This window comes from Mangrovimonas sp. sgz306409, assembly GCF_059735265.1.
The window spans coordinates 61218-83770 of record NZ_JCAPEU010000003.1 but is presented as its reverse complement, the minus strand read 5'-3'; the positions used below and the strand labels follow the sequence as shown (position 1 = coordinate 83770).

The window sequence follows — 22553 nt, the reverse complement described above, 5'->3', positions numbered from 1 at the left end:
TTGAAAATAGGAATAAGCTTTCCTAAAAAATGCCACTTAAATGACTAAAAAAGTGTATTTTTGCATTTTTAAATTACAACCTAATACATCAACAATGATTCATTTCTTTGGAAACGTAAACAGTAAGGTTTTTGCTGTTCAAACAACAAAAGAATTATCAACAGAAACCATTTCTAAATTAACATGGTTATTTGGCAACCAGCCTAAAATAGAGCAAGCATCATTGGATGCTTTTTTTGTTGGGCCAAGAGCAGCTATGATTACGCCTTGGAGTACCAATGCGGTGGAAATCACTCAAAACATGGGGATTTCAGACATCATCCGAATTGAGGAATTCGAAGCTGTTTCTGAAGATTTCAAAGGGTATGATCCTATGATTTCTGAAAAATTCAACGGATTACACCAAGAATCATTCACAATAGATATCAAGCCAGAGCCTATTCTGGATATTGAAGATATTGCGGCTTACAATGCTCAGGAAGGGCTTTCTTTAAGCGACGAAGAAGTGGCTTACTTAGAAGGTGTTTCTGAAAAAATCGGTCGCCCGTTAACCGATTCTGAAGTTTTCGGTTTCTCTCAAGTAAATAGTGAGCACTGTCGTCACAAAATTTTCAATGGAACATTTGTTATTGATGGCGAAGAAAAACCGACGTCATTATTTAAAATGATTCGTAAAACATCTGAAACCAATCCTAACGATATCGTTTCTGCATATAAAGACAATGTTGCTTTTGTAAAGGGACCTGTTGTTGAGCAATTCGCTCCTAAAACAGCGGATAAACCAGATTTTTACGAAACTAAAGATTTCGAATCTGTGATTTCATTAAAAGCGGAGACGCACAACTTCCCGACTACTGTAGAGCCTTTTAACGGAGCTGCAACAGGTTCAGGAGGTGAAATTCGTGACCGTTTAGCTGGAGGAAAAGGATCGTTACCTTTAGCTGGTACTGCGGTTTATATGACGTCTTATTCGCGTTTGGAAGAAAACCGTCCTTGGGAACAAGCTATGGACGAGCGCAAATGGTTATACCAAACACCAATGGATATCTTAATCAAGGCTTCTAACGGAGCATCAGATTTTGGTAACAAATTTGGTCAGCCATTAATTTGTGGTTCGGTATTAACATTTGAGCATGAAGAAGATGCCAGAAAATTAGGATTCGATAAAGTCATTATGCAAGCCGGAGGTATTGGGTATGGTAAAGCTGAACAAGCTTTAAAAGATACACCTAAAACTGGTGACAAAGTGGTTATCCTTGGTGGTGAAAACTACCGTATTGGTATGGGTGGTGCTGCGGTATCAAGTGCAGATACTGGAGAATTCGAGTCGGGTATCGAGTTAAATGCAGTACAACGTTCGAATCCTGAAATGCAAAAACGTGCTGCCAATGCGGTTCGTGGTATGGTTGAAAGCGATGAAAACTACATTGTTTCTATTCACGATCACGGTGCTGGTGGACACTTAAACTGTCTTTCGGAATTAGTTGAAGAAACTGGTGGACACATCGATTTAGATAAATTACCTGTAGGTGACCCAACCTTATCTGATAAAGAAATTATCGGGAACGAATCTCAGGAACGTATGGGATTAGTGATTGCCGAAAAACATATTGAAACCTTACAAAAAATTGCCGATCGTGAGCGTTCACCAATGTACACCGTTGGAGACGTAACCGGTAATCACCGTTTCACATTTGAATCTAAAACCAACGGTCACAAACCAATGGATTTAGCCATGGATGATATGTTTGGAAGTTCTCCAAAAACATACATGCATGATAATAAAGTAGCTCGTAATTACGCCGATGTTGCTTACAACAAAGAAAACTTCTACAATTATTTAGACCAGTTATTACAATTGGAAGCTGTAGCGTCTAAAGACTGGTTAACTAATAAAGTAGACCGCTGTGTTGGTGGAAAAGTAGCAAAACAACAATGTGTTGGACCATTACAAATTCCATTAAACAACGTAGGTGTGATGGCCTTAGATTACAAAGGTAAAGAAGGTATCGCAACGTCTATCGGTCACTCACCTATTTCTGGATTAATCAATCCGGTAGCAGGAAGTAGAAACTCGATTACTGAAGCTTTAACCAACATTATCTGGGCGCCTTTAAAAGACGGATTACAAAATGTGTCTTTATCGGCAAACTGGATGTGGCCTTGTAAAAATGAAGGTGAAGATGCGCGTTTGTATGAAGCTGTTGAAGCTGTTTCAGAATTTGCCATTGATTTAGGTATTAACGTGCCAACTGGAAAGGATTCCTTATCAATGAAGCAAAAATACCCTAATGAAGAGGTTATTGCACCCGGTACGGTAATCATTTCGGCTGCTGCAAACTGTATCGATATTAATAAAGTTGTTGAACCTGTATTCCAAAAAGGTGCTGGTAATGTGTATTACATCAACCTATCTCAAGATAACTTTAAATTAGGAGGAAGTTCATTTGCTCAGGTGGTTAACAAAATTGGTAACGACACGCCAAATGTTCAATCTGCTGCTTACGTGAAGACCGTATTCAATACCATTCAACAATTGATTCTCGACGGACAAATTGTTGCTGGTCACGATGTAGCTTCAGGTGGTTTAATCACAACGTTATTAGAATTATGTTTTGCTGACAATAATTTAGGTGCAGAACTAGATATCACTGCTTTAGCTGAAAACGATTCATTTAAAGTGTTGTTTGCTGAAAATGCCGGTTTAGTAATTCAGTCGAAAGATGCTTCAATCGAAACGGTATTATCTGCTGCTAATATTGAATTCTTTAATATTGGTAAAGTTACAGAAAGTGATGTATTAAGCATCATCAACGGAACAGACGTATTTACCATGACGGTATCTCGTTTACGTGATATGTGGTACAAAACATCATTCTTATTAGACCAAAAACAAACGGCTAACGGTTTAGCGCAAGACCGTTACGACAATTATAAAAATCAACCATTACAGTACACCTTCCCAAGTCACTTTACAGGAAAACTTCCTGTAATCGATGCGAGTAAGCCAAGACCAAAAGCAGCGATTTTACGTGAAAAAGGAAGCAACTCTGAGCGTGAAATGGCAAACGCGATGTACTTAGCAGGATTTGATGTGAAAGACGTTCACATGACCGATTTAATTTCTGGTCGTGAAACGTTGGAAGATATTCAATTCTTAGGTGCTGTTGGTGGATTCTCAAACTCAGACGTTTTAGGTTCTGCTAAAGGTTGGGCCGGAGCTATCAAATACAACGAAAAAGCGAATGAAGTGATTAAAAACTTCTTCAAACGTGAAGATACACTTTCGGTTGGTATTTGTAACGGTTGTCAGTTATGGATGGAATTAGAATTAATTAACCCAGAGCACGAGGTTCACGGTAAAATGGTTCATAATGATTCTCATAAACACGAAAGTGCTTTTACTTCGGTAACTATTCAGGAAAACAACTCGGTAATGTTATCGAGTTTAGCAGGAAGCACTTTAGGGGTTTGGATTTCTCATGGTGAAGGTAAATTTAACTTACCAGAATCTGAAGATCAATACAACATTGTTGGTAAATACGCTTACGCGGAATACCCACACAATCCAAATGGTTCAGATTACAACACAGCTATGATGTGTGATACAACAGGTCGTCACCTAGTAACGATGCCGCACATTGAGCGTTCTACATTCCAATGGAACTGGGCACACTACCCAAGCAACAGACAAGACGAAGTATCGCCTTGGGTTGAAGCTTTTGTTAACGCCAGAGAGTGGGTGGAAAAACATCAATAAGAATTACAATTTTTCATAAATAAAGCGGCCAAGAACAACTCTTGGCCGCTTTTCTTTTGAATTATGATGGATACCTTTTTCTCATTCCGACAAAAGAAGAATTTTATTTCTCCTCCATAGATACTTTAGGTATTTCCCCTACATGAAAACGAGCAATCGAACAAGATAGAATCCCTCATCAATAATGTATTTCACAAAATATGTCATAAAAAAAGCGGTCAAGAATACATCCTTGACCGCTTTCCATTTAATTAAAAACCAATATTAAATTTATTAAACAAATCTACTTAAACATTTATGCTGATTTAATGGCAGCTTGAGCTGCAACCAATCTTGCTATTGGCACTCTGAATGGTGAACAACTCACGTAGTTCATTCCTGTGTTGTAGCAGAACTCTACAGAGCTTGGTTCTCCACCGTGCTCACCACAGATACCCACTTTTAATTGTGGTTTTACGCTACGACCTCTTTCGGTTCCCAGTTGAACTAGCTGCCCTACGCCTTCTTGATCCAAGACTTCAAAAGGATCTACTTTCAAAATTCCTTTTTCAATGTAGATTGGCAAGAACTTACCAGCATCATCACGAGAATATCCAAAGGTCATCTGAGTCAAGTCGTTGGTTCCAAAGGAGAAGAAATCAGCATGCTCGGCAATTTTATCGGCCATCAAGGCTGCTCTAGGCACTTCTATCATGGTACCGATTAAATAGTCTACTTTATCATTACGTTCTTCAAAAATGGTGTTAGCCGTATTTCTGATGATGTTTTCCTGTGCCACAAACTCTTCAACTGTTCCAATTAAAGGCACCATAATTTCAGGTTGACAAATAATGCCACGTTCTTTCAAGTTCAATGCTGCTTCAATGATGGCGCGGGTTTGCATTTCGGTAATCTCTGGATAAGTGTTTCCTAATCTACATCCTCTATGTCCAAGCATTGGGTTGAACTCTTCCAATTCAGCCACTTTATTTTTAACTGCGGTTAACGAAATGTGCATTTCTTCAGCCAATTCTTTTTGGGTCGCCAATTGGTGAGGTACAAACTCGTGTAATGGCGGATCCAATAAACGGATGGTTACAGGAAGGCCTTCCATAGCTTCAAAAATTCCTTCAAAATCCTCACGTTGCATTGGTAACAGTTCTTGTAGCGCTTGCTTTCTACCCTTTACGGTATCGGCCAAAATCATTTCACGCATGGCTTTGATTCTGTCCACTTCAAAGAACATATGCTCAGTTCTGGTAAGTCCGATACCTTCTGCTCCGAAACCTCTCGCTATTTTAGCATCTTTTGGTGTATCGGCATTGGTACGCACTTTCATTTTGGCATATTTGTCGGTAAGGGTCATCAATTCTGCAAATTCCCCGCTCAATTCAGGTTCTACAGTTTCTACTTTACCTTCAATGATATTACCTGTTGAACCGTTTAGAGAGATCCAATCCCCTTCATGGTATTCATGACCATCAACGGTTAGAGTTCTTGTTTTGTAGTTGATTTTTAAAGCCCCTGCTCCCGAAATACAACATTTACCCATACCACGGGCTACCACTGCCGCGTGTGAAGTCATCCCTCCGCGAGCCGTTAAAATACCTTTGGCAATGTGCATTCCTTCCAAATCTTCCGGAGAGGTTTCAATGCGCACCAAAATACTGTTTTTGAACTTGGCTGCTTCATCGGCAAAGAACACTATTTTTCCAGTAGCCGCTCCAGGAGATGCTGGCAACCCTTGTGCAATTACATGGGCACTTTTTAAAGCTTTAGGATCGAATACTGGGTGAAGTAATTCATCTAATTTGTTTGGCTCTATATGAAGTAACGCTTCTTTTTCGTCGATTAAGCCCTCTTTCAATAAGTCCATAGCAATTTTCACCATTCCAGCTCCAGTACGTTTTCCGTTTCTGGTCTGTAAAATCCATAACTTGCCTTCCTGGATGGTGAATTCCATATCCTGCATGTCTCTATAATGCTGTTCCAATACTTCTTGGTAGCCATCGAGTTCAGCAAAAATGCTAGGCATTACTTCTTCCAACGACGGATATTTTTCTGCTCGTTCTTCTTCTGTAATTTGAGCTAATTCTGCCCAACGTTTAGATCCTAATAAGGTAATTTGCTGTGGTGTTCTAACACCGGCTACCACATCTTCTCCTTGGGCATTGATAAGATATTCACCATTGAAGACATTTTCACCGGTACCGGCATCACGGGTAAAGCACACCCCTGTTCCAGAGTTATTCCCCATGTTTCCATACACCATAGCCTGAACATTTACAGCAGTTCCCCAGTCGGCTGGATATCCGTGCATATTTCTGTAGTAAACGGCTCTATCTCCATTCCAGCTATTAAACACCGCTATAATGGCTCCCCAAAGCTGTTCCCATGGATTGGTTGGGAAACTGTGACCAGTTTGTTTTCTTACGGCATCTTTAAAGTCGTATACCAAATCCTTTAAATCCTGAACGGTAAACTCTGTATCTAATTGAATTCCACGTTTTTCCTTAAGGTTTTCCATGATTTCCTCAAACGGATCGATATCTTCTTTAGACACGGGTTTCATACCTAAAACCACGCCTCCATACATTTGAATAAAACGACGGTAAGAATCCCATGCAAACTGTTCGTTATTGGTTTTTTTAGCCAAGCCCAGTACCACTTCGTCATTCAAACCTAAATTCAAAACCGTATCCATCATCCCTGGCATGGATACTCTAGCTCCAGAACGTACAGACACCAACAATGGGTTTTCCTTGTCTCCGAAGCCACTTCCCATTAAAGATTCAATATTAGCAATAGAAGCTTCTACCTCCTCCTTAATCATATCAACAACAGTATCCTTACCTAGTAAATTATACTCCGTACAAACTTCTGTGGTGATTGTAAAGCCTGGCGGTACTGGAATACCAATAGCACTCATTTCTGCTAAATTGGCCCCCTTACCTCCCAAAAGGTTTTTCATTGTACTATTGCCATCTGCCGATTTATTTCCGAACCGGTAGACTCTAGTTTTTGTTGCTTCCATTATTTCCATAATATTAATCTTTAAGAAAATTTAACACTTCTTTGTGAGTATAAAAGTACTCATTACCAGTAGCTCAATAAATGATTTATATCATACAATGGAAGATATTAATTACTTATATCTATTTGAAAACAGTCTAATAATCAATATGAATCAAATTGATATTCCGTGAAAATATTTTTATTGTTAGGGTTTTATTTTAGATGTAAATAATACCTTAGGTACTCATATAATATAATTGTATCCTTATTTTTTGATTGATATAGGAAAACCTTAAAGGGGACATTTATTACCTCTTCATTAACTTAAAACTTTTCTTACATTTATATAATTGCAATTCAAGTTCATAGTTTACTTAATTGATATCGATAATAATGAAAGCCTTTATTTACATTCTATTTTACCTGTCGGGAATCGTTGTTTATTCTCAGAATCCTAAAGTTAGTATTTCACAATATTCCAGTTTTTGCAATAAAATAGCAGACTATGATGAAAAAGAAATTAAAATTGATAGTGTATACTTAAAAGAAAACAATTGGATTATTGAAGCTACCGTTGAAGACCAATGCATTGTAAAGTTATATCCAATAGAAGAAACTTTAGGTGATACCTTAAAGATTAATTTTATGGAAATCACCAATAATGAATTTGAATTAATAAATGGAGATAGATACGTAGAATTAAATCATCGATACGATTGCTTCTGTCTCTATGAAGTTAAATTAGAATGCCATATAAAGGATTTGAAGCACTTAATGATAAACAATAAGCTTTTTCTAAAAAATGCCTTTTACAAAAATTAAATAATTTAACACAGACTATCTACCTAGCTTTTATTCTGTACAATCTGAAACTCTCCCCTCTGTACTATTCTAAAACAAACACAATTTATTAACCTGAAAATCAAATAAGTATCACACATAATTTCTTATCTTTAATCGCTGAACTACAAATTGGTTTCTCGTCCTTCATTAGGCTCATATTATTCCTGTAAACCATTATTAACAGCTATATTTAAGAACCAAACATAACACCAATACAAATAAGTATAAAATGACAAAAGTATCACTCCAACAAAAGGGATTTGAGAAGATAAAACTTGATTTCCAGTATCTATTGTCAGTCTTCAAAGAGATGCTGGCATCCATAGGCGAAACAGATTTAGTAGACATTTTACCTTTCGATAATTTAGATGCAGCTGCAAAAACATATAGTTCAAATGAAAAGATGACCCAAGCCATTGGCATCTGTTTTGAACTTTTAAACTTAGCTGAAGAAAATGCCGCCACTCAATACAGAAGAGAATCTGAAACAAAATTCGGTATTGAAACAACACGCGGTTCTTGGGGAGAAACCCTAAAGCAATGGAAAACCGAAGGATTGGATGAGGAGAAAATTGCCAAAAAGTTACGAGAAATACTCGTCATGCCCGTTTTAACGGCCCACCCTACCGAGGCCAAACGACTAACGGTATTGGACATCCACCGTGAGCTTTACCTGCTCTTGGTTAAAAGAGAAAATCCCAATTGGTCAACTTCTGAACAGGCCCAATTAAAACAGGAAATGATCAGTTTGATGGAGCGCTGGTGGTTTACGGGTGAAATCTATTTACAAAAACCGCGTCTTGAAGACGAAAGAGGCAACCTGATGCACTATTTTGTAAATGTCTTCCCCGAAGCAGTTCGGTTGACAGACCAACGCCTGCAGCATGCGTGGACCACCATGGGGTATGCTCCAGAGCTACTGGAATGGCCAGAACATTTCCCAGTAATTAAGTTTGGTAGTTGGGTTGGTGGCGATCGTGACGGCCATCCTTTTGTAACCCCAGAATTCACGGCCTCGACCTTAAGATTGCATCGTCAAGCCATCCTTAAGGTCATACAAGAACAGCTTTTTGATCTCGCGGCAGAACTGAGTATTTCCAGTTATATCACGTCTGTTCCAGATGACTTTTTAATGGACATCGAAACTACAGCCAAATTATTTGGCGAAGAAGGCAAAAAAGCGGTGGATAGAAACCCCTCTGAGCCTTTCCGTCAATATGTCAACTTATTATTGGTTCGCTTGAACCACACCATTGAAGACAACCACACCTTGGGAGAAGCCGGATATTTCAAATCTTCAAATGATTTGTTATCGGAACTTCAAAAATTGAGACAGGTTTTAATTGATTTAGGAGCCAAACAAATGGCCAAGCAATGGTTATTCCCTATTGAACGTCTTATTCAATGTTTCGGTTTTCATTTGGCGAAGTTAGATATCAGACAAAACAGTACCTATCATGAAAAGGCCATTAGCCAGATGTTGGCAACTTCGGGTTATGAAGATTCCAATTATGGAGAATGGAACGAAGACAAACGATTGGACTTTCTAAATAATGAGCTTACCAGCAACCGTCCTTTTTTGGTTAGTGGCACTTCCTGTGGTCTTGAAGCAGACAATGTTCTAGGGTACCTTCGGGAAGTAAAACTGTACGTAGACTTATATGGCACGGAAGGTATTGGTTCCATCATTGTGAGCATGACGCGGTCCTTAAGCGATTTACTTTTGGTTTATTTATTTCTGAGAGAAGTTGGGCTGAAAGATGCTGGACTTATGGTGGCACCACTTTTGGAAACCATAGACGATTTAAATGCTGGACCCGACATTTTAACGGCCTACCTAAACCACCCTGTTGTGAAACAGCAACGGGAGAATTCAGATAGTTTTACACAAGAAGTCATGTTGGGCTATAGTGATAGTAACAAAGATGGAGGAATCCTGACCAGCCGTTGGAACATTTACAAAGCCGAAGAAAATCTCACAAAAACGGCTGAAGCCTTAGGTGTGAAGGTTTGCTTCTTTCATGGTCGTGGAGGGACGATTAGTCGTGGTGGTGGAAAAGTCCACCGATTTTTAGACAGTATGCCTCCAGGATCCTTGAGCGGTCACATTAAAATGACGGTGCAGGGAGAAACCATTGCCAACCAATTTGCCAACAGACTTACGGCCACCTATAATCTGGAAATGTTTATGGCGGGAACCGCCAGGCAAACTATGAAAACAGCTCCTAAAACCAAAGACACCGAACTTTACAACATCATGGACACTTTGGCCGATATGAGCAGAATAAATTACAGAAAACTACTCGATCATCCTAAGTTCATGGACCTATATTCCCATGCCACACCTATTGATGTCTTGGAACTAAGCAAAATTGGCTCTAGACCAGCTCGTAGGACAGGGCAACGCACCTTGAATGACTTACGCTCGATTCCTTGGGTATTTAGTTGGAGCCAATCCAGGTTCAATCTTAGTGGTTGGTTTGGATTAGGAGCTGCTTTGGACGAATTTCAACAAGAACACCCAAAAGATTATGAGCGATTGAAAAAACTTGCCGAAGATTGGCCATTTTGGAAATACCTTCTCATTCAGATTGAATCCAACCTGATGGATTCGGATATAGACATTATGAAAAAGTTTGCTGAACTTATCGAAGATCCGCAGACCAAAGAAGAGCTGATAGAACTTATCATCAACGACTACCACTCTTGTCTTCACGAAATAGACGACATTTTGGGAGAGCCTGTAGCCACTAGACGAATCTCTAAAATGGAGGATATGAAATTAAGAAAGTTGGCCTTAAAATCCTTGAGCGAACTTCAAGTAGATTACCTCAAAAAATGGCGAACTATTCGTGAGATCGATCCAAAACAGGCCGATCTGTACCTTGTACAACTATTAATCTTGATCAATGCCCTGTCTACAGGCCTGAAAGGAACAGGTTAAATTGATTTTTAATTGCACATAGGCACTAGCTAAAGTATATTGCCAATATCAAACTTAACAAGATAAAAAATGACCGATACTTGGTTACAACTTTGGAATGACCGATATAGAGATCCTGTCTACGCCTATGGCACCAAGCCTAATGAATTTTTAAAGCATAAACTCCAAAAACTAGACCCTGGAAACATCCTTTTTGGAGCCGAAGGTGAAGGCCGAAATTCGGTTTATGCAGCAACCCTTGGCTGGAAGGCCCATGCCTTTGATATTAGTATTGAAGGCAAACAGAAAGCCCTAAAATTGGCCGAAGAAAACCATGTTTCCATCGACTACCAAGTTGGACTGTTACCTGAATTGGACTTCCCAAACGAACACTTTGATGCCATTGCTTTGGTATATGCCCATTTTCCAACAAATATTAGATCGGAGTACCATCAACTACTTGACAAAAAGTTGAAAAAAGGAGGGTATATTATTATGGAAGCCTTTAGTAAAAACCACTTAGAATATCGTAACAGAAACCCTAAAATTGGTGGCCCTGGAGATTTGGCATTATTGTTTTCAAAAGAAGAATTGAAATCGGATTTTCCCTACTATGAAATTTTAGAATTGGAAGAAACAGAAGTAACGCTACATGAAGGGCTTTACCATAACGGTATCGGTTCTGTGTTACGGTTTGTTGGCAGAAAAAAATAGCTCATAAAACCCAAGATATTTTTTTCATTAGTTCACCTTCAAAAGGGTATCATTATTTTATGGATTGAAACTAGTTTCATTCTTATGAATAAAGTAAGGAATAACCTATTTTTGTTGCATGAACCACAACTTGAAAAACCTTTACGCAACTGCATTTTGGGCAAGCGTTTTAGGAATGTTTGCCTTTCTTTTTGACTTCGGTTTCCAAAAAGCCACTCTTACACAACAGATTATAGATGCTTTTTACTTTATTGTTATTGCCTTAGGCGTGGTTTCAACCTCAGCAAGGTACTTTGAAAACCCACTCTTGTTCAAGCGTAAAGTTGCCATTTTCGATGTGATTTCTGTGGCTTTTAGCCTTTACATTTTTTACATGTACCTCTTTGTTGGGGAAGCGTTTAAAACAGATTTAATTTTAGAAAACCCTCTTTGGGTGGTTTTGGCGGTAATTTTATCCTTTATCAGGGAATTTTCGGAACAAAAGCTAAACCTCACCAGAACCTTTTTCAACCCGGCACAATTATTCATCCTAAGCTTTTTAACTATCATTCTCCTGGGGGCTCTGCTTCTCATGTTGCCAAAAGCAACGTATAACGGCATCTCTTACATCGATGCCCTGTTTACTTCCACAAGTGCGGTTTGTGTTACGGGATTGATTGTGGTAGATACAGGGACTTACTTTACACATTTTGGGCAGTCCATCATTCTATTTTTAATACAAGTTGGCGGGTTGGGAATCCTAACATTTGCCAGTTATTTCAATTACTTTTTTAAAGGTGGTAGTACTTATGAAAACCAGTTAACGCTTAGTGAGATGACCAATTCCCAAAAAATTGGTGATGTATTCAGTACCTTGAAAAATATTATCGTCATTACCACGATTGTGGAATTGGCTGCGGCAACACTTATCTTTTTCTCTTTGGACAAATCCTTGTTCGATCGATTTTCAGATCGCGCATTTTTCTCCATATTCCATGCTATTTCCGCTTTTTGCAATGCGGGGTTTTCAACTTTGAGCAACAGTATTTACGATACCGGTTTTAGATTTAATTACAGTCTACAATTAGTGCTTATCGCTACGTTTGTGTTGGGAGGATTGGGATTTCCTATTGTGGTGAACATTGTTAATTTGATCAAGCATAAAATCATCAACCTGTTCAGTTTCAATTCCAAAGTCAAAACCTACAAACCATGGGTTCTAAACATTAACAGTAGAATTACCTTGGTTACGACCATGTCTCTTACCCTGGTTGCCTTTGTGTTGTTTTTCATTTTGGAATACCACCATACTTTGGCGGAACATTCCCTATACGGAAAACTGGTGAATGCCCTATTTGGCGCAACCACTCCAAGAACTGCAGGATTTAATGCCGTAGACATGAAAGCCTTGGCCTTTCCAACCGTGATGATCACCTTTTTACTGATGTGGATTGGAGCTTCGCCCGCCTCCACGGGTGGTGGTATTAAAACCAGTACTTTTGCCATTGCCACACTTAATATTTTGAGTTTGGCCAAAGGAAAACAGCGTATTGAAGTATTCCGCAGAGAAATTGCCGATATTTCCGTAAAAAGGGCCTTTGCCACCATTGCACTATCCCTAATTGTGATAGGTACTGGCATCATGCTCATTACGGTTTTCGATCCCCAGCAAGGTTTGTTGAATATTGCTTTTGAAAGCTTTTCGGCCTACAGTACTGTTGGTTTAAGTTTGGGCATTACCGGAAGTTTGAGCACCCCAAGTAAGCTTATTGTTATTGCCATTATGTTCATTGGTAGGGTTAGTATGCTCTCCATTATTGTGGCCGTTTTCAAAAAAATCAAACATAAAAACTATCGCTATCCTAGCGAAGAAATTACAATTAACTAAATAGTTTAGTCATGAAATATATTGTTGTTGGCTTAGGAAATTTTGGGGCCTCATTGGCCGAAAAATTAACTACTCAAGGCAATGAGGTCATTGGCATTGACAGCCGAATGACCAAAGTAGATTTGTTCAAAGAACGAATTTCCCATACCATTTGCATGGATGCTACAGACGAATCCACAGTATCGGGACTTCCGCTTAAAGACACCGATGTGGTGATTATTGCCATTGGTGAAGACCAAGGCGCCAATGTCATGGCTACCGCTTTATTTAAGAACTATCAAGTGAAGCGTTTGATAAGTCGCGCCATTGACCCTTTACATGAAAAAGTACTCATTGCTATTGGTGTGGATGAAATTGTGCACCCAGAAGAAGAAACCGCCGAACGTTGGGCCAAAAAATTATGTTTGACCAATGTGGTAGACTCTTTTGAGTTGAGCCAGGATTTTAGCATCATTGAAATTGAAGTCCCAAATAAGTATGTTGGAAAAACCATCAAAGAAATTGGGCTGCGCTCTAAATACAATATTTTGGCTTTAACAACCATCAAAAAAACAGAGGTTAAAAGTGTGGTTGGAAAAACACGAAACGAAGATAGGGTTCAAGGGGTTGCTTCTCCAGATACTGTTTTAGGTGAACATGATATTTTAGTGATCTATGGAGCCAATAGGGATTTGAGAAACTTCACCAATCAATAACAATGCTGTTTATAACGAGCCTATTGTATACAGTTTTGATATGTATTTAGTTTCTCCAATTTCATCCAAAACTTTTATTAATTTTAAAGAACTTAAAGCACTCCTATTCTCACTAAATGAATAATGACGCCATAGAACACATCTTTAAATTACAAAAGGAACTTAAAAGAATGCGCCTTTTATTAATCCTTTTCACCTGGGTTCACATAGGCTACGTCATTCTAATGTTTTTAAATGATGATCAAAATATACTTACCCAAATCATCTTAATTATCAATATTGCATTCTATTCAATTTTTATAAGCTTTATTTGGAGAAGAATGCCGATGAGTAATTTTTCAAAACTAACAGAAACTGTGCTCATTTGTATTTTTGGAATTTTTGAACTTTGGCTTTGGCTACAATTTGATATAACCGTAAAAAAAATAAATACAGTAGCCAGTCATACATCCTTATAAAACTAATTTAGCCTCATTCCTATCACTTCCTCATAACCTACTTACTATAAAGCCTCAAACTTTGCTTTTCTGCTTTTCTTGACTTAATTTCATAGTGTTGTTAATCAACTAGGAGCCTTGCCCTCCATTTCGTCTATGGTTGCTATAGAAAACATCAAACATTGGATCTTGGAACACCCTAGCTTATCTAGTTTTCTGAAATTTTCCCTTTGGATTACGGCCATCTTTCTATTAATGCATTGGGCACGCATCTTTTTAAAGAAAAACCTTCCCGATAATTCTGTAAAGTACAAATCGCAAAAAGGCATTGAAATTATCGGCTACATTCTTATTGGCATTCTCGCCATTTCCTACTTTACGGGCAACATTAAAGATTTCGGTTTGGCCGTTGGGCTCCTTACAGCAGGGATTACCATTACTCTTCAAGAACTTATTTTGAGTATTGCTGGCTCTTTTTACATCTTTTTTGTACGCGTTTACAAACCGGGAGATCGTATAGAAATACACGGTATCAAAGGCGATGTCATTGACATTGACAGCATTTACACCACCATGATGGAAATTGGCGAATGGGTTTCGAGCGACAACTATAGTGGACGGATTGTTAAATTGAGTAATGCCTTTGTTTTTAAAGGCCCCGTGTATAACTATTCTAGAGATTTTCCTTTTGTTTGGGATGAATTCAACCTGCCCATTAAATATGGATCGGATATTGAATTGGCCAAACAACTAGTAATTTCCGTGGCCCAAGACCTACTTTCCGAATATGTCTCAGCCTCCAAATCCAACTGGAAACAGGTGGTTGGCAAATATTATATTGAAGATGCGCAAGTAGACCCCACTCTGGCCATTACCCTAACCGACAACTGGATACAGTTCAACCTTCGCTATATTGTGGATTACAAAAAACGACGTTCTACAATGCATCTCCTAAACAATGAAATCAACAACAGAATTCAACAAACCAATGGTAAAGTCCTTTTGTCATCCAGCACTATTGAAATAGTAAACATTCCAACTGTGAATATTTCTGACACATCCAATAAACAATAGCCACTTTCCTTTAACTGAAAAGGAACAGGACATAACGAAATACCTTCGCCTTCCTATCCCAAAATTTCTTAACTTTATAACTCATTGTAAAACAAGAGAACTTCTCTTGTATCTAGACTCCTTTTGATTAACCATCATAAAAACGGATCACACATATGGATACCGAAATACTCGCTAGAATCCAATTTGCATTTACCATTGCGTTCCATTATATCTATCCTCCCCTCAGTATTGGTTTAGGCTTGTTACTGGTAATTTTTGAAAGTCTTTTTGTGAAGACCAAACGTCCGGAATATCATATTTTGGCAAAATTTTGGACCAAGATTTTTGCCCTTACCTTTGGAATTGGAGTAGTAACAGGCATTGTAATGGAATTTGAATTTGGCACCAATTGGGCTGTCTATTCCAGATATGTTGGAGATGTGTTTGGTAGCGCTTTGGCTGCCGAAGGGATTTTCGCCTTTGCCTTGGAAAGTGGTTTTTTGGGAGTCCTCCTATTTGGTTGGAACCGCGTAAAGCCTTGGGTGCATTTAGTTGCTACCATCGGCGTATTTTTTGGTTCCATGTTTTCGGCCGTTTGGATTGTAGTAGCCAATAGTTGGCAACAAACGCCCGCAGGATATCACATTGTTGGAGAAGGTTTGCAGGCCCGAGCCGAAATCACTGATTTTTGGGCCATGGTATTCAATCCCTCCAGTGTGGATCGCTTAACCCACGTATGGTTGGGAGCCTTTTTGGCCGGTGCCTTTTTGGTACTAAGCGTACATGCCTATTACTTAATAAGAAGGCGTTATGTAGACATTTCCAGAAAAGCCTTTAGAATTGCTTTAGTGGTTGCCACTGTATTTTCATTGGGACAATTGTTTACAGGGCATAATTCGGCGGAAGGGGTTGCACACAACCAACCTGCAAAATTGGCCGCTTTGGAGGGACATTTTGAAGCCTCGGCCCCTGCTGATATGTACATTTTTGGATGGGTAGACAAAGAAGCTCAAAAAGTAAGCGGTCTAAAAGTTCCCGGTGGTCTTTCTTTTTTATTGGATTACGATTTTAATACCCCCGTAAAGGGATTGAATGCCTTTCCTGAAGATGAACGACCTCCGCAGGTGAATGCTGTGTTCCAGTTCTATCATATTATGGTGGCCATTGGTATGACCCTTGTTGCCTTGACGCTTTATGCCTGCTTTTTATGGTGGAAGGGCAAACTTTTTAGACGACGCTGGTTGCTTTGGGTATTTGTGTTTGCAGTATTTCTGCCGCAAATAGCCAATCAAGTGGGGTGGTTTGCTGCCGAAATGGGTAGGCAACCTTGGGTAGTATATGGATTGCTTCGTACTTCCGATGCCTTTTCCCAATCGGTTACGGATAATCAAATTCTCTTTTCCTTGATTCTATTTTTATTGGTATACACGCTTTTGTTTATCCTGTTCCTTTACCTACTGAATAAAAAGATCAAACATGGTCCGTATGACGAATCAGAAACCGATGACCGTCCACTGACCAAAGAAATTTCACAAGCAATAACCGGTTAAATCGCTAACAATATGGACACATTTTTAGGCATAGATTATCCCACTTGGTGGTTTTTGGTTGTAGGAGGCTTGTTTTCTGGGTATGCTATTTTGGACGGTTTCGATTTTGGCGCGGGGGCTTGGCATCTTTTTTTCAAAAAAGAATTGGACCGAAGGGTAGCTCTCAATGCCGTTGGACCTGTTTGGGACGGCAACGAAGTTTGGTTGGTCATTGGCGGCGGTGCCCTTTTTGCTGGCTTCCCATTAATGTACGCGACCTTTTTCTCGTCGCTCTACATTCCGTTCATGCTCTTTTTAGTGTTTATCATTTTTAGGGCTATTGCCATTGAATTTAGAGGAAAAGAACATATGAAATGGTGGAAAACCCTTTGGGATACCTGTTATAGCATTTCCAGTATTATGTTGGCTTTTTTATTGGGAGTGGTTTTGGGCAATGTTCTTCAGGGCATTCAAATTGGAGAAGATTATCTTTATCAAGGAGATGGCCTTTTGGAATTCCTGAATCCCTATGCCATCATGACCGGACTAACAACCTTGTCATTGTTTATGGCACATGGCGCCATTTATCTATTATTAAAAACGGAAGGCAAGATGTTTGAGCAACTCACAAAACTTCTAAAAAAAGGGATGATATTTTTTATGGTCTGTTTTGGAATTACCACTTTATACACCCTAATTTACATACCTCATCTTTCTGATGATTTTAAAAGTAACCCCAGTTTGTTCGTGGTGCCTTTAATGGTGTTTTTAAGCATTGCCAACCTACCTAGGTTAGCCTCAAAAAAGCGATATAAACTAGCCTTCTTTTTTTCGTCGTTGACCATTGCTCTGTCTTTGGTTTTGGTGGCCATTGAATTATATCCTAATTTGTTGATGTCCTCCATAGACGACAAATACCATATCGATATTTACAATGCGGCATCCTCTACCAAATCCATGCAAATTATGCTCACCATTGTAGCCATTGGAACTCCTTTGGTGTTGGGATATACCTTATTTGTCTATAGAACATTTAGAGGGAAAGTGACCTTGGATGATACCAGTTATTGAATAATGCCCCTTTCCTACCTGATTTTAATATTGATATTGTTGCTCTCTTTAAACAAGATAATATCATGCATAACTCAATTATCAAAAAACATTGCCTTCATCGTCACTCCTGAACTTAGGCTTGCTCATTATTTCTACTAAACAATTCTTAAGGAATCAGCCAAGATGTTGAGATTTTTATTAAGTTTGAAAATAAATAGCTTAATTATTGTAAAATTCAAAAATAAAGCAGCGCAAAAGGTTCAATTTGAAAATCTGCATTTATTTTTTATTTTGCGACACTTCAATTTTCTTAAACATTAAATGACAGAAATAACACGACTTTTTGATTTTCCATATTACCAATTGGAACAATACAATCTCGAGGATGCCCTCATTACCAAATATGACGGTGCATGGGAGGCCACGTCTACTAAGGATTATTTAGATAAGGCCAATGCAATAAGTAGAGCCCTACTTCGCTTGGGAGTGCAAAAAAATGACAAGATTGCGGTTATTTCCTCCAACAATAGAACCGAATGGAACATTATGGATATTGGAGTGCTCCAAGTGGGAGCGCAAAACATCCCCATATATCCTACCATTTCCCCTGAAGATTATGAATATGTATTGAACCATAGTGAAGCCATCTATTGCTTTGTGTCCGATGAAGAAGTTTTGGACAAGGTCAATACTATTAAGCACAACACCAAGGTAAAAAAAGTCTACTCCTTTAACCGAATTAAGGGCTGTAAACACTATTCCGAGTTATTGAAATTAGGTGAGGACGATAGCAACCAAGCTGAAGTTGAGGAACGAAAAAAGGCGGTCCAACCTAATGACTTGGCAACCATAATCTATACTTCCGGTACTACTGGAAGACCTAAAGGCGTCATGCTTTCGCACCATAATATTGTAAGCAATGCCCTGGACTCCATTCCCCGTTTGCCTATATCGGGTAAAGGAACTAAAGTACTGAGTTTTTTACCTATTTGCCACATTTTTGAGCGTGTCTTGATATATATCTACCAATATATGGGAGCCAGCATTTATTATGCGGAAAGTATTGAAAAGATGAGCGACAATATGAAAGAAGTAAAACCTCATTTAATGAGTGTAGTGCCAAGACTTCTTGAAAAAGTGTATGATAAAATCTATGCCAAGGGTCAAGAATTGTCTGGTATCAAACAAAAGCTCTTTTATTGGGCTATTGAACTGGGAGAACAATGGGAGCCTTACGAAAAAAATGGTGCTTGGTACGAATTTAAGTTAGGCATTGCCCGAAAACTTATTTTCAGCAAGTGGAAAGAAGCCTTGGGAGGTGAACTTGACACCATGGTATCTGGTAGTGCCCCTTTGCAACCAAGATTGGCACGTATATTTTGTGCAGCGGGCCTACAGGTTATGGAAGGGTATGGTCTTACTGAAACTTCTCCTGTTATTGCCGTTGGAAAATATGAAGGCCATATGTTTAAAATTGGAACCGTAGGTAAACCAATTGAAAATGTAGAGGTAAAAATTGCTGAAGACGGAGAGATTCTTGTCAAAGGTCCAAATGTTATGATGGGCTATTATAAAGATCCCGAAAAAACGGCCTCTGTAATGACCGGTGACTATTTTCATACGGGAGATAAAGGTGAAATTGATGCAGAAGGCTTCCTAAAAATTACTGGACGTAAAAAAGAAATGTTCAAGACCTCAGGAGGGAAATATGTAATTCCAACCCTTTTAGAGAACGAATTGAAACAATCCCGTTTTGTAGAACAAGTAATGGTTATTGGTGAAGGCGAAAAAATGCCAGCTGCCTTAATTCAATTAAACTTTGATTTTGTGAAGGAATGGGCCAGACGCAAGCACAAATCTATTGGTACTACCAACACAGAAATCTGCAACAACCAAGACGTTATTGATCGCATTCAAAAAGTGGTGGACCAATGTAACCAGCAATTTGGTAAATGGGAACAAATTAAACGTTTTGAACTCACCCCAGATGTATGGTCTATCGACGGTGGCCAGCTCACCCCCACTCTTAAAATGAAACGGGATGTGATTAAAAATATCTATAAAGATTTGTATGCAAAAATCTATAGCTAAATCTATCTTCTTATAGATTCCATAAAATACAAAAGGCGTTTCACAAATTATGAAACGCCTTTTGTAATAACTTGTCCAGATTAAACCTTGCTTATTTAACGATTAGCTTTTTAGTGGAGTTTTCTCCATCATTAGTTATTGTCACAAAATACATTCCTGAAGGAATCCTATCTAGAGCTATCTCTAATTTGGGAGAGGCCAAGCGGTCAATAGCTTGTTCAAAAATAACTTTACCCCTAACATCATTAACTTTTACATTCATAGACTGCCCCACATAATTAGCCAAATTTAAAGTCACCTGGCCGTTGCTTGTTGGGTTAGGGAACAGTGTCCAATCTTCCATGGATTCTGTTTCTTTACCTAATGGAGCCGCCATTCTCGATACGTTTTCCTGATCGTTTGGACACCCCCAAGACACGAGGTATTCCCATTGAGCTCGAGATCCACTTCCACAAGACACACTGACATCTGAAGAAATATCGAAAATGATTGTATCCCCCGTACTTTCAACACTTACGTCTGAAAGGTTTGAAGTATAAGGATTGTTGCTATTGAACAGAACCGTAGTGCCATCGGAATCCAAAATTCTGAGTTCATCGTAGTCGGTTTCAATACTTCCTGCCATAAACGCTACATGCACAGGTGAACCATCAGTACTTGTATAAGAGAACTGGTTGTTCTCATTATTTCCATAACAATACGTTTCTACGGATTCATAGCCACAAGGAATCACGCAATTAATATTATAATTTAGTGACACATAACCTCGAGTACTACAACTTGTACTGGAGTCTGATTGAATCATTACAGAAATTGTATCACCCGTACTTTCAAAAGTCAACCCTGCCAAAGCCCCATAATTTCCATAACCATTATACAATTGGGTAACACCATCGGAATCCAAAACAATAAATTCATCCCAATTATTTTCTACATACCCGGCGTTCACAACAATTTCCAAAGGAAGTCCTTCCGAGCTTGTATAAGTGAACACTGTGGTATCGTTGTCGGAATAACAGTATTCATTGTTTAGAGAAGTCCCACAGGACACCATAACAGGTGAAGTATCTAAACAGGATACGTTAAGGCTGGAAGCGCCTTCAGAATTATCGCCTGTTACATAAATGTAATATTGAATGCCTACTTCTGCATCAAAATTTATTTTAGAGTTCAAGCCTGCTCCAGAATCATTGTCGGCATCCACACACTCTAAGGCATCACAACTACCTTTAAACAATCCTAGACGTGTATCATATCCAGAACCATAGGTATCTATCGTTACTTTCATGTTGGGATCATTAGTTTGAAAAGTATACCAAACCCCTCCAGATTGCCCTAAATTGTTATAATCACAATACATACCTTCATTAATGGAAGCTCCTACCGTGCTTCCCATCACAGTCTCTTCACACCCTATAGGTATCGCACTATAGCATGGGTTTTCCATGGTAGTAAAACTATATTCCATACAACCGCTAGCACTACCATTAACATTATAAGGGGTAACCACAACATAATAGGTCGTGTTATAATCAAAACTACCGTCATCATAATTTAAGGCATTCCCTACATCATAGCTATCCAAAACATCGTTGCCCCCAGAAGTTGTTCCAATAGATATATAATAGCCATCAACTATTCCTGAGGCAACAGTCCAAGAAATTTCCTGATTTATGGAAGCCTCAACTGTTCCATTTTCAGGTGATACAACCGTAATATCGCAAGCCGGAGGTGTATCGCAGGTGATACTGTCACATGCCCCAAGTGAATCACCATGGGCCAAATGATTCTCTACAGCATTGGAAGAGACACACAGAGTAGAATAATTACCTTCCTCATCTACATGGCAAATAAGCACTTTACCATTGTTCGCATTATTACTACAAGCGACATCCACCACCAAAACAGTGGCAGTTTCATTTATGACTTCATACGCATCAGATACCGCTACGAAATATGCTGTTTCTTCCGAAGGACAAACCGTAATGGTTTGTGTAGTCTCTCCCGTGCTCCATAGTACATTATAGCTACCTGTACCTCCTACTACATTTACGGAAAGCTCCACACATTCTTGAGGATCATAGCCGTTATAGACTGTGTAACAAGACTCCCCAATACTGGCATTTAGTGGCACATAGCATAAAGTGTTCTCAATATTTATTTGATGTGCTGAATCACCTGAGCCCAGCAAAGTATTATTGTTATCATAAATCTTATAAGATACTTCTCCTGGCCAAGAACCTCCACCATTCCATACGGTTGTAATATTGGAACCATCAGTCACAGGAAGATACACTGCATAGGAATATCCGCCTCCTTGATTACCGTAAAGTTGAATATTATCTAAAACTACGGCACCATCAACTAATACATCTATGGTGTTACCATTCCATCCATCACCATAGGAATCCATCATTACCAATTTAAAATCACATTGATTTTGGGCATAAATTGAATAAGAAACTGTCGAGCAAAGTATCGCTAGACATAGCAAAGTAAATCTTTTCATAAAAAAAATGTTAGTGTTAATAAATTAGACCTTTTACTGATCTCTGTTAAAAAGGGTTTTGTTGTAAGTTGAAAGCGCGATA

General features: G+C 38.8%; 12 protein-coding genes. 10 read left to right on the top strand and 2 right to left on the bottom strand.

Going from position 1 to position 22553, the window contains the following annotated elements; translation table 11 throughout:
• Positions 1–94 precede the first annotated feature (94 nt).
• The gene (gene purL, locus AC6I5C_RS06190) at positions 95–3760 is read left to right on the top strand and encodes a phosphoribosylformylglycinamidine synthase (RefSeq protein ID WP_497904410.1); all 3666 of its coding nucleotides are present in this window, start codon (positions 95–97) and stop codon (positions 3758–3760) included.
• Positions 3761–4055: 295 nt separating this feature from the next.
• On the opposite strand, the gene ppdK is transcribed toward purL, so the two are convergent.
• Positions 4056–6782: a pyruvate, phosphate dikinase gene (gene ppdK, locus AC6I5C_RS06185; RefSeq protein ID WP_497904409.1), complete on the bottom strand. Its 2727-nt coding sequence runs from the start codon at positions 6780–6782 to the stop codon at positions 4056–4058.
• 365 nt (positions 6783–7147) lie between these two features.
• On the opposite strand from ppdK, the gene AC6I5C_RS06180 reads away from it, so the two are divergent.
• The 9 genes from AC6I5C_RS06180 (at position 7148) to AC6I5C_RS06140 (ending at position 19962) form a co-directional block, all read left to right on the top strand.
• Positions 7148–7576 carry a hypothetical protein gene (locus tag AC6I5C_RS06180; RefSeq protein ID WP_497904408.1) on the top strand — a complete coding sequence of 143 codons (429 nt, stop codon included), beginning with the start codon at positions 7148–7150 and terminating at the stop codon, positions 7574–7576.
• A gap of 250 nt (positions 7577–7826) precedes the next feature.
• Positions 7827–10541, top strand: a complete 2715-nt coding sequence (locus AC6I5C_RS06175) for a phosphoenolpyruvate carboxylase (RefSeq protein WP_497904407.1) — start codon at positions 7827–7829, stop codon at positions 10539–10541.
• 69 nt (positions 10542–10610) lie between these two features.
• Positions 10611–11234 carry a class I SAM-dependent methyltransferase gene (locus AC6I5C_RS06170; protein ID WP_497904406.1) on the top strand — a complete coding sequence of 208 codons (624 nt, stop codon included), beginning with the start codon at positions 10611–10613 and terminating at the stop codon, positions 11232–11234.
• A 118-nt stretch (positions 11235–11352) separates the two neighbouring features.
• Positions 11353–13101, top strand: coding sequence for a TrkH family potassium uptake protein (locus tag AC6I5C_RS06165; RefSeq protein WP_497904405.1), 1749 nt, complete (start codon positions 11353–11355; stop codon positions 13099–13101).
• Positions 13102–13112: 11 nt separating this feature from the next.
• Positions 13113–13796 (top strand): potassium channel family protein, encoded by a 684-nt coding sequence (locus tag AC6I5C_RS06160; RefSeq protein ID WP_497904404.1) that lies wholly within the window; start codon positions 13113–13115, stop codon positions 13794–13796.
• A 575-nt stretch (positions 13797–14371) separates the two neighbouring features.
• Entirely contained in the window at positions 14372–15307 is a 936-nt protein-coding gene (locus tag AC6I5C_RS06155) for a mechanosensitive ion channel family protein (protein ID WP_497904403.1), read from the top strand.
• Between the two features lie 155 nt (positions 15308–15462).
• Positions 15463–16839, top strand: coding sequence for a cytochrome ubiquinol oxidase subunit I (locus AC6I5C_RS06150; RefSeq protein ID WP_497904402.1), 1377 nt, complete (start codon positions 15463–15465; stop codon positions 16837–16839).
• A 12-nt stretch (positions 16840–16851) separates the two neighbouring features.
• Entirely contained in the window at positions 16852–17889 is a 1038-nt protein-coding gene (cydB, locus tag AC6I5C_RS06145; protein ID WP_497904401.1) for a cytochrome d ubiquinol oxidase subunit II, read from the top strand.
• Positions 17890–18192: 303 nt separating this feature from the next.
• Complete coding sequence (locus tag AC6I5C_RS06140; protein WP_497904400.1) at positions 18193–19962, top strand: AMP-dependent synthetase/ligase; 1770 nt, start codon at positions 18193–18195, stop codon at positions 19960–19962.
• 91 nt (positions 19963–20053) lie between these two features.
• On the opposite strand, the gene AC6I5C_RS06135 is transcribed toward AC6I5C_RS06140, so the two are convergent.
• Entirely contained in the window at positions 20054–22471 is a 2418-nt protein-coding gene (locus AC6I5C_RS06135) for a T9SS type A sorting domain-containing protein (RefSeq protein ID WP_497904399.1), read from the bottom strand.
• Positions 22472–22553 lie beyond the last annotated feature (82 nt).